Origin of the sequence: Pseudoalteromonas sp. CNC9-20 (assembly GCF_022347875.1) — a bacterium.
GTDB lineage: Bacteria > Pseudomonadota > Gammaproteobacteria > Enterobacterales > Alteromonadaceae > Pseudoalteromonas > Pseudoalteromonas ruthenica.
Genome location: NZ_JAKRFS010000004.1, coordinates 110878 through 123846 on the forward strand (window position 1 = coordinate 110878; position 12969 = coordinate 123846).

General features: G+C 46.2%; 17 protein-coding genes. 4 read left to right on the forward strand and 13 right to left on the reverse strand.

Features of this window, described 5'->3' with window-relative positions:
• Positions 1-56 precede the first annotated feature (56 nt).
• Positions 57-569 (reverse strand): ribosome biogenesis factor YjgA, encoded by a 513-nt coding sequence (gene yjgA, locus MHM89_RS10750; protein WP_022945541.1) that lies wholly within the window; start codon positions 567-569, stop codon positions 57-59.
• Positions 570-669: 100 nt separating this feature from the next.
• On the opposite strand from yjgA, the gene pmbA reads away from it, so the two are divergent.
• From pmbA to MHM89_RS10770, 4 genes are all read left to right on the forward strand, one after another.
• On the forward strand, positions 670-2019 hold the full coding sequence (gene pmbA / locus MHM89_RS10755; protein ID WP_239408778.1) for a metalloprotease PmbA: 1350 nt from the start codon (positions 670-672) through the stop codon (positions 2017-2019).
• Between the two features lie 133 nt (positions 2020-2152).
• Positions 2153-2569 (forward strand): VOC family protein, encoded by a 417-nt coding sequence (locus MHM89_RS10760; RefSeq protein ID WP_022945543.1) that lies wholly within the window; start codon positions 2153-2155, stop codon positions 2567-2569.
• Between the two features lie 224 nt (positions 2570-2793).
• Positions 2794-3357, forward strand: a complete 564-nt coding sequence (locus MHM89_RS10765; protein WP_045979157.1) for a BON domain-containing protein — start codon at positions 2794-2796, stop codon at positions 3355-3357.
• A gap of 81 nt (positions 3358-3438) precedes the next feature.
• Positions 3439-3597, forward strand: a complete 159-nt coding sequence (locus MHM89_RS10770) for a YqaE/Pmp3 family membrane protein (protein ID WP_022945545.1) — start codon at positions 3439-3441, stop codon at positions 3595-3597.
• On the opposite strand, the gene mgtE is transcribed toward MHM89_RS10770, so the two are convergent.
• From mgtE to MHM89_RS10830, 12 genes are all read right to left on the reverse strand, one after another.
• Positions 3594-4952, reverse strand: coding sequence for a magnesium transporter (mgtE, locus tag MHM89_RS10775; protein ID WP_022945546.1), 1359 nt, complete (start codon positions 4950-4952; stop codon positions 3594-3596). The two genes, MHM89_RS10770 and mgtE, sit on opposite strands and share 4 nt — an antisense overlap.
• 116 nt (positions 4953-5068) lie before the next feature.
• Positions 5069-5341 (reverse strand): HPr family phosphocarrier protein, encoded by a 273-nt coding sequence (locus MHM89_RS10780; protein WP_239408779.1) that lies wholly within the window; start codon positions 5339-5341, stop codon positions 5069-5071.
• A complete protein-coding gene (gene rapZ / locus MHM89_RS10785; RefSeq protein WP_022945548.1) occupies positions 5341-6186 on the reverse strand; it encodes an RNase adapter RapZ in 846 nt (281 codons plus the stop codon). Before rapZ ends, MHM89_RS10780 begins: the two co-directional genes overlap by 1 nt.
• Before the next feature lie 66 nt (positions 6187-6252).
• The gene (gene ptsN / locus MHM89_RS10790) at positions 6253-6699 is read right to left on the reverse strand and encodes a PTS IIA-like nitrogen regulatory protein PtsN (protein ID WP_022945549.1); all 447 of its coding nucleotides are present in this window, start codon (positions 6697-6699) and stop codon (positions 6253-6255) included.
• A 1-nt stretch (position 6700) separates the two neighbouring features.
• Positions 6701-6988, reverse strand: a complete 288-nt coding sequence (gene hpf / locus MHM89_RS10795; RefSeq protein ID WP_022945550.1) for a ribosome hibernation promoting factor — start codon at positions 6986-6988, stop codon at positions 6701-6703.
• Positions 6989-7013: 25 nt separating this feature from the next.
• Complete coding sequence (locus MHM89_RS10800) at positions 7014-8510, reverse strand: RNA polymerase factor sigma-54 (protein WP_022945551.1); 1497 nt, start codon at positions 8508-8510, stop codon at positions 7014-7016.
• A 24-nt stretch (positions 8511-8534) separates the two neighbouring features.
• Positions 8535-9260 (reverse strand): LPS export ABC transporter ATP-binding protein, encoded by a 726-nt coding sequence (gene lptB / locus MHM89_RS10805; RefSeq protein WP_022945552.1) that lies wholly within the window; start codon positions 9258-9260, stop codon positions 8535-8537.
• The gene (gene lptA, locus MHM89_RS10810) at positions 9260-9784 is read right to left on the reverse strand and encodes a lipopolysaccharide transport periplasmic protein LptA (protein WP_022945553.1); all 525 of its coding nucleotides are present in this window, start codon (positions 9782-9784) and stop codon (positions 9260-9262) included. Before lptA ends, lptB begins: the two co-directional genes overlap by 1 nt.
• The gene (gene lptC, locus MHM89_RS10815) at positions 9774-10328 is read right to left on the reverse strand and encodes an LPS export ABC transporter periplasmic protein LptC (protein ID WP_022945554.1); all 555 of its coding nucleotides are present in this window, start codon (positions 10326-10328) and stop codon (positions 9774-9776) included. Before lptC ends, lptA begins: the two co-directional genes overlap by 11 nt.
• Positions 10325-10876: a 3-deoxy-manno-octulosonate-8-phosphatase KdsC gene (gene kdsC, locus MHM89_RS10820; protein ID WP_239408780.1), complete on the reverse strand. Its 552-nt coding sequence runs from the start codon at positions 10874-10876 to the stop codon at positions 10325-10327. The genes lptC and kdsC overlap by 4 nt, the downstream gene beginning before the upstream one ends.
• Positions 10876-11844: a KpsF/GutQ family sugar-phosphate isomerase gene (locus MHM89_RS10825; protein WP_022945556.1), complete on the reverse strand. Its 969-nt coding sequence runs from the start codon at positions 11842-11844 to the stop codon at positions 10876-10878. The genes kdsC and MHM89_RS10825 overlap by 1 nt, the downstream gene beginning before the upstream one ends.
• A 9-nt stretch (positions 11845-11853) precedes the next feature.
• Positions 11854-12825 (reverse strand): calcium/sodium antiporter, encoded by a 972-nt coding sequence (locus MHM89_RS10830; RefSeq protein ID WP_045979160.1) that lies wholly within the window; start codon positions 12823-12825, stop codon positions 11854-11856.
• Between the last annotated feature and the right edge of the window lie 144 nt (positions 12826-12969).

Sequence of the window (12969 nt, forward strand, 5' to 3'; positions counted from 1 at the left end):
AAAAACAGCGCAAGAGCGCTGTTTTTTCTAACTTAAAGCTGGTAACCGAAACCCTGCTAAAGCATTAACTCTTTGAGGATTTGAAATAGCTCTTTGTGAGACTTTCCGGGTTTCTCTTGCTTTACCTCTTTGCCTGCTTGGCGAATAATTTGTCGCATGCGCTGGCGGTCAAGCTGTGGATATTGCTCAAGCAGTGGGTTTAAGCGGCTATCACCTTCAGCGATTAGCTCATCTCGAATTTGCTCTATTTGGTTTATCACCACATCTTTTTGATTGTTCTTATTGGTGATAATGGCCATAGCTTGATGAATGTCTTCGACATTATCGGTGCCGCGCAAGGTTTTGGCGATGTAATTGAGATGGCGACGATAGGCGTCTTTTTTCTCTTTCAGGCGGTCGGCTAAGTTCATCGCCTCCACAAGCTCGTTACTCAATGGTAGTTTTTCACGTGCTTTTTTTGAGAGGTTGGCGATTTCTACACCCAGCTCATGAAACTCCATGGCATCGCGTTTTAGCTCGCTTTTGGAAACGTAAATAATCTCTTCTTCAGGTTGTTTGCTCTTAGCCATAACATGCTCGATTAATGCTCTTTGCAGCCATTATATCACTAAAATGCGCAGATGCTTTGTGGTACGCTTAGATCAATATTCACCAACTGTGAAAGCCATTATGCAAGAAAATGAATCGGCAGCGATTTATAGCCAAATCGATGAAGTCAAAGAGGCCGTAAGCGAGGTGCTTGCTCAAGCTAAGAAGCTCGGTGCAACGGCTGCGGAAGCCGCTATGTCACGTACTTCTGGACTCTCTGTAGGCACTCGTCTCGGTGAGGTAGAAACCATCGAGTTTAACCAAGACGGTGGTTTGGGTGTGAGCATTTATGTAGGTAATAAAAAAGGCTCAGCATCAACCACAGACTTAAGCCCCAGTGCGCTGCGTTCGGTGGTGGAAAAAGCCATTGAAATCGCCAAGTACACTTCAGAAGACCCATGTAATGGCCTTGCTGATGCTGAGTTATTAGAGCAAAGCCCGCCGGATTTAGACTTGTACCACCCGTGGCAGGTGACCCCAGAGCAGGGCATTGAAATTTGCCAAGAGGCAGAGCAGGCGGCGTTGAACCTTGATGAACGCATCGTCAACTCTGATGGTGCCAGCTTTAGTAGCCACCAAGGGCTGCGTGTGTACGGTAACAGTCACGGTATGTTGGCAGGCTACCCCCGCACTCGCCATAGCATCAGCACTATGGTCATTGGCCAACAAGGTGAGCAGATGCAGCGCGATGCTGCCTATACCGTATCGCGTGAGCAAGCAGGCTTAAAAGCGGCGAAAGACGTCGGCCTGGAAGCGGCGCAAGAAACGCTTGCACGGCTTAATAGCCAAAAACTAGGAACCATGAAGGTGCCGGTGATCTTTCGCGCCGATGTGGCTAATTCCCTGTTTGGGCATTTAGTGTCGGCCATTGGCGGCGGTGCGCTTTATCGTAAGTCGAGCTTCTTGCTCGATAGCCTTAATACCCAAGTTTTCAGTGATATTGTTAATATCAGTGAGCGTCCGCATCTAGCCAAAGGTTTTGCTTCTTCACCCTTTGATGCAGAGGGCGTTAAAACGCAAGATTGTGAGATTATTCACGGTGGCGAACTGCAGACCTATTTATTAGCCAGTTATGCCGCTCGCAAAATGGGTATGACCGCCACAGGCCACGCCGGCGGTATTCATAACTGGTTGGTACAGCAAACCCATGATGATTTGCACGCTTTGCTTAAACAAATGGGTAAAGGGCTGCTAGTGACCGAGTTGATGGGGCAAGGCGTCAATACTGTCACCGGCGATTACTCGCGCGGGGCGGCCGGATTTTGGGTTGAAAATGGTGAGATCCAATACCCAGTCAGTGAGATTACCATTGCTGGCAACCTTAGCTCGATGTTTAAAGGCGTTGCTGGCATTGGCGGTGATGTCGACCCTCGCGGCGGGGTGTTAACCGGTTCGGTGTTAATTGAACAAATGCAAGTTGCGGGGCAGTAGCTCAAGTAACACGATAAAGCCTAGAGCCCCTCTCTAGGCTTTTTTAAATAAATTCTAAAAAGTGCTTTACCTCAACTTAAGTTGAGGAAATACCTTAGTCCCTGAAATAATAAATCATCTTCGGGAGAACGTTATGTATTTAGAGCATGTAAACCTAGTCGTGAATGACATCAACCAAGCCCTCAACTTTTATCGTGCCGCTTTTCCACATTGGCGGGTGCGAAGTCAAGGCGAGGGGTTATGGTCGGGGAAGCCGCGTACTTGGGTGCATTTTGGCGATGATTACCACTACCTTGCTTTTAGTGACAATGGCATTGGTGACAACCGTGATCTCAGCGGCCATCAAGTTGGTTTAGCACACTTTGCTTATGTCACAGAAGATCTTGATGGCGTCATTCAACGACTCCAAGACGCGGGCTTCGAAGTTGATAAAGTGGGCCCTGAAAATCCTTATCGTCGTAACGTGTATTTTAAAGACCCAGCAGGTTTTGAAGTGGAGTTTGTTGAATACGGATCGGATATTCCAGCACAGAGAAATAACGACCTATAGACTTAAATGCTGCTAAAAGTTGCAAAATAAACACTAAATGAACGTAAATCTCTTGATTGTTCGCTTTTCGGAAATTTTTTCACTGAGGTGTGTAACTTAGGTAAGGTTGTACCTAAATGCTTGCTGAACAAACGCCTTATATTATTGATTTTACTTATAAAATAAAGTTGGCAAGGGATTCGCAACACTTAAAGCGTCACAAGCAATAGTAAGGAGACGACATTATGAAAACGTTCACTAAGACAATCGTAGCTGCAGCTGTACTTGGTTCTACTGCCTTCACTGCCCAAGCAAATGATTGGCAGAACGAGAGTAAAGATGCATGGATTGATGGTAAAGCTGAAACTGTGCTGCTACTGAATGGCAACCTGAACAACTTTGACATCAACACTGATGTGAAAAATGGCAAGGTTATGCTCACAGGTAAAGTAGACAGCGAGGTCGATAAAGAGTTGGCCGAAGAGCTGGTAGTTAGCCTAGATGGTGTAAACGATGTAGAAAACCAGCTAACGGTTATGAACAACGAAGAAGGTATGAGCCACAATGATGATGCAGGGGATACTGGCAGCGATTTAACCGACGCTAAGATCTCGACGGTAATCACTACTCGTCTACTGTTTGATTCAGAAGTCGCTGGCACTGACATTGATGTTGATACCGACCAAGGTGTCGTTACGCTTAAAGGCAATGTTGATAGCGAAGCCGAGCGTGACCTTGCGATTAAAATCGCTGAAAACACAGAAGATGTTCGTGAAGTAAACGATGAACTGCGAGTAATGGCTGAATAATTAGTTGTAAGTTCTCGGTAGAAGGCCCAGCGTTGCTGGGCTTTCCTTTATCTACAAGCAGGTGTAACTAGCGGAGCAATCATGGACATTATTAGAATCATTTTCTCAATTCTTATTCCCCCACTAGGTGTATTTTTGCAGGTGGGCTTAGGAATGCACTTTTGGCTTAATATTTTACTAACCCTATTGGGCTACTTCCCTGGCCTTATTCACGCTATCTACATTATTGGGCGGCGTTAAATAAGGAACCAAGTCGCGGTTCCAAGGAATGCGAAGATACCTACGATGTCGGTAACTGTGGTCAGCACTACATTACCGGCGAGCGCCGGGTCGATATTCATTCTTTTCAGAATTAGGGGAATAACCGCACCAGCAATACCCGCAGCGAGGAGATTCATAAACATCGCAAAGGCGATCACTAAACCGATTGTTAAATCCCATTTCCAAAGCGCGATGGCGCTACCGATAAGCAAAGCCCACAGCACCCCATTCAAGGCCCCGATGGCCAGCTCTTTGGTCAGTATAAATTTCTGGTTGGTGGCGTTAATATGGCCAAGTGCGAGGCCTCGAATAACCAAGGTCAGCGTTTGTGAGCCGGCCACGCCCCCCATTGACGGCACAATACCATTGAGCACGGCTAAAAATGGCAAGATACCTAAGGTGGTTTCGAAAAAGCTCGCCACAAATGCGGCCAGCATAGCGGTCAATAAATTCACTCCAAGCCAAACGGAGCGCCGCTGAGTACTTTTAAATACCGGTGCAAAGGTATCTTCTTCATCATCTAGACCGGCTAAGCTCAGTAAACTGTGTTCAGCGTCTTCACGGATAACATCGACGATATCATCAATGGTAATACGCCCAAGTAAGTGCGCTTGATCGTCGACCACAGGGGCCGAAATCCAGTTGTGACGCTCGAACAGCTGTGCCACTTCAGACTCATCCATGGTGATTGGAATAGATTCACACTCTTCATCCATGATATCGCGCACGATGGCATCTGGCATGGTGGTTAGCAAAGAGCTCAATGGCATTGAGCCTAAAAAGCAGTTATTTTTATCGACTACGTAGAGCTCATCGGTGCCTTCAGGTAACTCGCCTTTGAGGCGTAAGTAGCGCAGCACCACATCAACAGAGACATCGGGACGGATAGTCACTGTATCGGTATTCATCAGCGCCCCAGCTGAGCGCTCCTGGTAAGACAGAGCCGTAGTTGCACGGTCTCTATCTTGGATATCCATCGCCTCAATAACGTCTTTATAAACGGGCTCTGGTAAGCTTCGTAATACTTCCCCTAAGTCATCATCGTCCATGTCCTCTGTCGCTGCGGCGATATGCTCAGGCTCCATGCGTGAGATAATGCTCAGGCGTACATCTTCAGAGAGCTCTTCAAGTACATCACCTTGGACATCAGGGTCGACGAGCGCCCATAGTTTAGAACGTGTCTTATGGGGCGATGATTCTAATAATAATGCGGTATCACAGGGCGCAGTTTTGGCGAGAAGCCTGCGTACATGAACAAACTGGCCGCTATTAAGAGCTTCGGTGACTTCTTGAAGTTGTTGCAGCGGGTAATCTTGTTCATAGGCTTCTGGCATAGGCATCCCTTAAATACAAAAAATGGGGTGGGAAATAGCGTGCAAGCAAGCGCTTACAAGCCGTTGATTAGTTTAACCTAACTAAATCAATGATAGCAAAAGTAAATGCTTAAGGGTTATTCTTGTTCGTGGAACTTTTCTGCAATGAGCGCCCCGATAGCTGCCAACGCGGCGTCGGCATCAGGGCCTTCACACCGCACGCGCACTTCCTTACCTTTGCCGCTCTCAAGGAGCAGTAAAGCCAAGACACTGTCGGCCTGTGCGCTCTTATCGCCTTGATATAGCATTATTTCGGCATCAAAATTCATCGCCAGTTGCGCCAATTGTGAGGCTGCACGAGCATGTAGGCCTAACTTGTTTTGAATAATAAAAGTACCTTCAACCATCACTATTTTTCCTGCTCTCGATGGCGAATTTTCACGTTCGGATAAGTATCTAAAAAGCGCTCTCCCAAAGTTTGGGCAAGGTACACTGAGCGGTGTTGACCCCCAGTGCAGCCAATAGCAATGGTTAAATAACTACGGTTATTACGCTCTAGGTGGGGTAACCAAGTTTGAACAAAAGTTTGGATCTGCCAAGTGAACTTTTGCACGATTGAGTGACTGGCTAGATAATCTTGAACGGGTTGGTCTAACCCTGTGAGCGCCTTTAGTTCAGGTTCCCAATGGGGATTGGGGAGAAACCGCACATCAAACACATAATCAGCATTTTTTGGAATGCCATGTTTAAACCCAAAAGACTCAAAAGTGATCAGTAATTGCTTGTCTTTTTTACCCAGCACTTTTTCACGGATCATCTCCGCCAACTGGTGAACACTGAGCTCAGTTGTATCAATAATAAAGTCGGCGTGGGAGATGAGTACATCAAGAAGCTGCTTCTCTTCACGAATAGCGACATCCAACGTCATATTTTGCATGGATAAGGGGTGTAGTCGACGAGTTTCAGAGAAACGCTTAATCAACGTTTGTTCGTCACTATCAAGGTAAAACAGCGAAGGCTTAGCAAACTCAGGCAGGTAAGCGAGAATGTCGTTAAATTCATGCTGTTCTTTGGGCAAATTGCGCACGTCGATACTGACGGCAATTTTGTCATAATTTGCTGAAACACTGCGCACCAAGGAGGGGAGTAAAATAACTGGGATGTTATCTACGCAATAGTACCCAAGGTCTTCGAGCACCCGTAACGCGACTGATTTTCCAGAACCCGAGCGACCACTGACAATGATAAGTTCCATCCGACAACTCCTTGTTTTACCCCAAGACGCACATTTAAACCACACCATGAACCAATACGGCGCGCATTAGTCGGCGATCAATTGATAAAGCTCTTGATCGCTGCTGGCTGAGCGCAGTTGTTTACACAGTTGTTTGTCTTTTAGTTTATCAGCAATTGTCGCTAAGGTCTTCAGGTGTTGTTCAGTCTCATTAGCCGGCACTAAAAGTGCGACAAAGATATCCACTGGACGGTTATCAATGGCATCAAAGTTAATGGCTTCGCGATTGGTTACAACAATGGCAATCGTACTGTCGATACCATCGAGACGGCCATGTGGAATAGCAACGCCTTTGCCGATGCCAGTACTGCCCAGCTTTTCGCGGGTTAGCAAAGCATCAAGTACCGATTGCTCGCTGAGGTGAGGACTGTGCTGATGAGCCACCTGAGAGAGGTACTCCAGCATTCTTTTTTTGCTATTAAAAAGGACCGCAGCTTTGCTGCAGTCCTTGGTAAAGAGTGAATCTAGGTTCATGTTAGTGACGAGATAATTTCTCTTTATGTTTAATCACTTGACGGTCGAGCTTATCAATTAAGCCGTCGATCGCCGCATACATATCCTGGTGCTCTGCGGTTGCGAACAGTTCACCACCGTTAACGTGAAGAGTAGCTTCTGCTTTTTGTGTTAGTTTTTCAATATCAAGAATGACATGCACATTATTTATATGGTCAAAGTGACGCTCTAATTTTGCAAATTTGCTATTCACATAGTTGCGAAGAGAATCAGTGATTTCTACGTGACGACCGGTAAGATTTAATTGCATAAGCATTTTCCTTCTTGTCTAACGTCTATATCAAACTTTTACGCTGATTTGACGGTGGAATGGCTAGCGATTCACGATATTTAGCAATCGTGCGCCGAGCCACTTTAATTCCTTGCTCGGCTAGTACGTCGGCAATCTTGCTATCACTCAACGGTTTAGCAGGATTCTCCGCAGCTACTAGCTTTTTGATCAATGCTCGAATCGCTGTAGACGAGCATTCACCTCCGTTTTCGGTTGTAACATGGCTGGAGAAAAAGTACTTCAGCTCAAAAATACCCCGTGGTGTATGCATATACTTTTGGGTGGTCACACGGGAAATCGTTGACTCATGCATTTCCACCATTTCGGCAACGTCATTAAGCACCATTGGCTTCATTGCCTCTTCACCATGTTCAAAGAATGCCTGTTGTTGTTGAACAATGCAATTAGTTACTTTAAGTAGCGTATCATTGCGTTGTTCCAAGCTCTTTATAAACCATTTCGCTTCTTGTAAATGCGAGCGAATAAATTGACTATCACTTTGCGACTTACAGCTTCGCGACATTGATGCATAGTGATCGTTAACGCGGATCTTAGGCATACTATCTGGGTTTAATTCAACCACCCAGCGGCCTTTAACTTTCTTCACCGATACGTCTGGAATCACATACTCTGACTGCTCTCGCACAATCGTGGCTGCAGGAGTCGGATTTAAACTGTGTATCAGTGTCATCACCTCTTTTAACTGCGCTTCTTTAAGCTTAGTCTTTTTCATCAAGGTGCGATAGTCACGACTACCAAGCAAATCAATATAGTTACAAACTACCTCTTTGGTCTCTTCAAGCCAAGGGGTTTGTGGGTCAAATTGCTTGAGCTGGATCAACAAGCACTCTTGTAAAGAACGCGCACCAATTCCTACTGGATCAAAGAGTTGGATACGCTTAAGAACGGCTTCAATTTCATCGAGCTCGATACCATCGTCTTGTTCATCATGATTCAAGCTTTCCAGCAGATCTTCACAGCTGACCGTTAAAATGCCGTTGTCATTGATGGCTTCAATGATAGCTGTGGCGATGGCCTCGTCGGTGGCACTAAAAGGTGTTAATTGCAGCTGCCACATTAAATAATCATGTAACGACTCGGTGGTTTCGCCTTGGTAGATAGACTCATCTTCTGGCATAGGCCCAGAGGAGGCAACGGGAGCCGCACTAATATACTCATCCCAAGACACATCCATGGGCAAGTCTTCACTGATGGACTCGTTGTTCATGGCATCAGCACTTTCAACTTCATCCTTACTGGCGCTGGCCGTCTCGGCGGTATCGTTATTTTGGTTGTCGGACGTCGACTCTTTTTGCTCTTGGTTGTCGTTATTGTCGGCGTAATTGTCTTCTTCAACTTCAAGTAATGGGTTGGCGTCCAACGCCTCTTGAATTTCTTGTTGGAGATCCAAAGTACTGAGCTGCAACAGGCGAATCGCTTGCTGCAATTGTGGGGTCATTGTTAATTGCTGGCCTAGGCGCAGCTGTAATGATTGCCTCATGTATCTCTAACAATCCTTTAATCGTTATAATCTAAACTGCTCACCCAAATAGACGTCGCGAACCGTTTGATCGGCAAGAACTTGCTCTGGAGTGCCAGAAGCAATGAGCTCGCCATGGGAAACAATGTATGCGGTTTCACATACGTCTAGGGTCTCTCGCACATTGTGGTCGGTGATTAATACACCAATACCACGATTGCGCAGATGCTCTATGATTTTCTTTATATCTAACACTGAAATAGGGTCGACACCAGCAAAAGGTTCATCCAACAAGATAAACTTTGGGTTTGCCGCTAATGCTCGCGCTATTTCTACCCGGCGACGTTCGCCACCAGATAACGCCATTCCTTGTGAGTCTCGAATGTGCTGTATATTAAACTCATCAAGCAGGCCCTCAAGCTCGCTTTCACGCTCTGCTTTGCTTAAGCCCTTGCGGGTTTCTAGGATGGCCATCAAATTTTGAAAAACTGTCAGCTTTCGAAAAATAGATGATTCCTGCGGTAAATAACCAATACCTAAGCGCGCACGAGAGTGCATCGGCATTAAGGTGATATCCTCATCATCAATACTGATGGTGCCTTTATCACTGGGTACTAAGCCAACTATCATGTAAAAAGTAGTTGTCTTACCGGCTCCATTAGGGCCGAGCAAGCCGACGATACTACCTGCTTGCACCTCTAAGCCCACACTTTTGACGACCTCCCGGCCTTTATAGCTTTTCGCTAATTTTTGTGCTTTAAGAGTCGCCATTATTGCTCTTTCTCCGGCGTATCGTCACTTTGTGGTGTTAATGTTGTGCGCACTCGTGTGCTGGAGTTTTCATCTTTTTCGGCGGTGATCAGCTGTTTGGCAATATCATAGCTTATGGTTTCGGCAACGATATGCTGGTCGGCCATGGCAATCTTAGCATCACCTTGAATTTTAAGGGTCTCAGAGGCGACGTCATAACGAATTTCCAGCGCCTGTGCAGAAATCTCGGTGCCATCTTCCATCACTTCGGTGTACACAGCTGGTGAGCCGGTGGCTACGAGCAATTGCTTGTTATCACCCAATTCTGGACGACGGTGAGCCTCAAGGCGGTCAGCTTTTATTTCCCGTTTGCCGTGAACAATATGCACGTTCTTATCAAAAATAGTGATATTTTCTTTGATCAGTGCTTGTTGTTTGTCGGCATCAATTAACACTTCCTTGGCGGTAATTTGCTCAGCAGTAGCGCTGGCAGAGCATAAGCCAATTGCGATGGATGTAATTAATGCACTGATTTTATTGGTCATAATATATTGTTCGCGTATGTTCTGTTAATTCAACTATCTCTGTATTGAGGTCTGCTTTCAAGCCTTGCCCGGTGATCTTCATATTCGGGCCACTTAATACTACAGCTTGCTCGGACTCCATGCGCTGGCTATCTATATCAACTTGAATGGCCTCAGCGCTGACCTTCTCAATCATCGCCCCTTCTTTTAAGTTGGTGGCGGTGACGTTATTTTCCAAGATCAAAATGTTGTTGTTGTATAAAGTCGCTTCATCGGCGTTTACCTGCCAATTTTCTGTTTCACCATATAAGGTAAATACCGGCTTGGTGAAATGCGTAAACCCGAGCTCTTGATACAGCTCCATTTCCTCAGCATAAACGGTGTGGCTTAACTCACCCTGATCGTTATAACTAGTCTGACTTAGCCCAGTTGCGATATAGTCGGGTGTGGCAATATGGTCTTGCTGAGCGACACCATCATCTGTCGACTTCATAAAATAAGGGTACCAAAGCCACGCCATCGCGACGATAAATAGCAGTGATATGAGCGCTCTCGCTGCGTTCATGTGCTACTTCCCTGTGTTCCCAGGCTGTGTCCTTGGGCCAGCATCAGCAAATCTGTGAGCTCACGCACAGCACCAAAACCCCCTGGTAGCAAGGTACTGTAATGGGCTATTCGCTTAACCAGTGGGTGAGCGTCGTTAACCGCTACGGCGAACCCGACTTGCTCCATCACCGGTAAATCAGGGCCATCATCACCAATGTAGGCTATTTGCTCATCGCTTAGGTTTAATGTGCGTTTTAACTGTGCATAGGCTTCGAGCTTATTCTCTTTACCTTGATAAATGTGGGGGACACCCAAGCTTTGCATTCGCGTTTTTACTATCTGTGATTGTCGCCCGGTGATAACAGCAACTTCAACACCCGCATTGAGCAACGCTTTAATGCCGAACCCGTCTTTGGTATTAAAGGCCTTTAATTCCTCGCCTTGATTGCCTAAATAAATACGGCCATCTGAAAACACGCCATCAATGTCGCAAATTAACAATCGAGTGCGCTGTGCACGTTGCCATGCGTCTTCGTCTATGGCTTGGTATAATTCTGAAAACAACACTAAATCACCCCCGCGCGCAATAAGTCTTGCGTATTCAGCGCGCCAATGGGACGTTGCTCGTGATCGGTCACAATGAGTCCATTAATGCGTTTTTGCTCCATAATTTTCAGTGCTTCCGCCGCCAGCATATGAGCATCGGCTGTGGTGCAGTTTGGAGTCATTACCTCAATCAGCGCGGTGTTGTGAATATCCACTCGCTGCTCCAATACACGGCGTAAATCGCCATCGGTAAATAACCCTACCAGTCGCTCATTATCATCGACAACAGCGGTCATTCCTAAGCCTTTGCTTGAGATTTCTAACAAGGCTTCTTTAATGCTTTGTGATTGGTGACTGCGTGGCACGTCATCGCCGCTATGCATAACATCATTCAAGGTCAGTAATAAACGTTTACCTAAGCTACCGCCGGGGTGGGAGAGGGCAAAGTCATCGGCGGTAAAGCCTTTGGCTTCTAATAAAGCAACAGCGAGTGCATCGCCCATTGCCAAGGTTGCGGTAGTGCTTGCGGTGGGGGCTAAACCCAGTGGGCAAGCTTCTTGCGATACTTTAATGCAAATATGGGCATCCGCTAAGGTCGCCATACTTGATTGAGGATTGCCGGTCATGGCAATCATGGGCGCGCCAATACGTTTAATTACTGGAATAATGCTCACAATTTCGTGCGTTTCGCCAGAGTTAGAAATGAGCATAACGATGTCATTTTCAGTGATCATGCCTAAATCACCATGGCTGGCCTCACCTGGGTGCACGAAAAAAGCTGGAGTGCCGGTACTTGCTAGGGTCGCGGCAATTTTATTACCAACATGTCCTGATTTACCCATGCCAATAACGATGACTCGGCCGCTACAAGCCATGATCATCTCGCACGCTTGAATAAATTGTGCGTCTAAATACTGATGTAACTCCTGCAAAGCGGTTTGTTCTATTTCTAAAACCCGTTGTGCGGTGGCAATAAAGCTTTGGCTCATACTATTACTCTAGGCTAACTGACTAAAAATATATCCTTGGTAGGCAAAAAATGCGACTAGTAAAAAGCCGCCCTCGATTCTGTTGATACGCCGCGCGCCACGAAAGTTCAAACTCATGGCAATAAGTACCACCGTTGCCGCAATCATAATTAATGCATCACGGTTAGCGGCGGAGGGGTCGATAACCGATGGGTTTAAAATACCGGCGATGGATAGAACAGCGAGAATATTAAATAGATTCGAGCCGACAATGTTGCCCAGTGCTAAGTCGTCTTCATTTTTCAGCACCCCAGCCACACAAGCAGCAAGTTCCGGTAAACTAGTGCCAATGGCAATGATGGTAAGCCCAATGACTAAATCAGAAAGGCCAAAATACTGGGCTATATCCACTGCTGAGTCGACAATAAAATGCGAACTGATGGGTAGCATCGCCATCCCGATAATTAACCAAATCAGTGCGGACTTGGTGCTCACCCCACTGGGTATTTCATCACAGACTTCACTTACCAAGGGATCGTCATCATTACTTTTTTGATTGCGTGAAATAACAATCAAAAAAACGATAAAGGTGACAAAACCGCCCGCCAATAACCACCCCTCGAGCTGAGAAAAATAATTATCGGTAAACATATACCACGCAATCAGTGACACCACGAGCACAATGGGCATTTCGCGCTTTAGTGTAATGGAGGACACTGAAAGTGGGCGTAGCAAAGCAGTAATACCTAACACCAAGAGAATATTGGTAATGTTTGAGCCAACAGCGTTGCCGACAGCGGTATCGGTTTTATCTGCCAGTGCCGCAGAAGCTGATACCATCATCTCTGGTGCCGACGACCCCATTGCGACCACAGTCAAACCGATGATTAGGGCTGGCACCCCTAAGTTGCGTGCCAGCGCAGCTGCGCCATAAACAAAACGATCCGCACTCCATACTAGGGCGACAAAACCAGCGACTAGAATGGCGAAAGAGGTGAGCATGATTAATGAGCCATTGATGTAAGTGAAACCTTGGCGCAGATAGTAACAAACTGGGCTGTGTTTGTGTAAGAAAACCGTGTGTTTAGGTGTTCCACTGAGCAGGAATTTGAACGGGCTTACAAAAATTTACAGAATCTTTTTTCC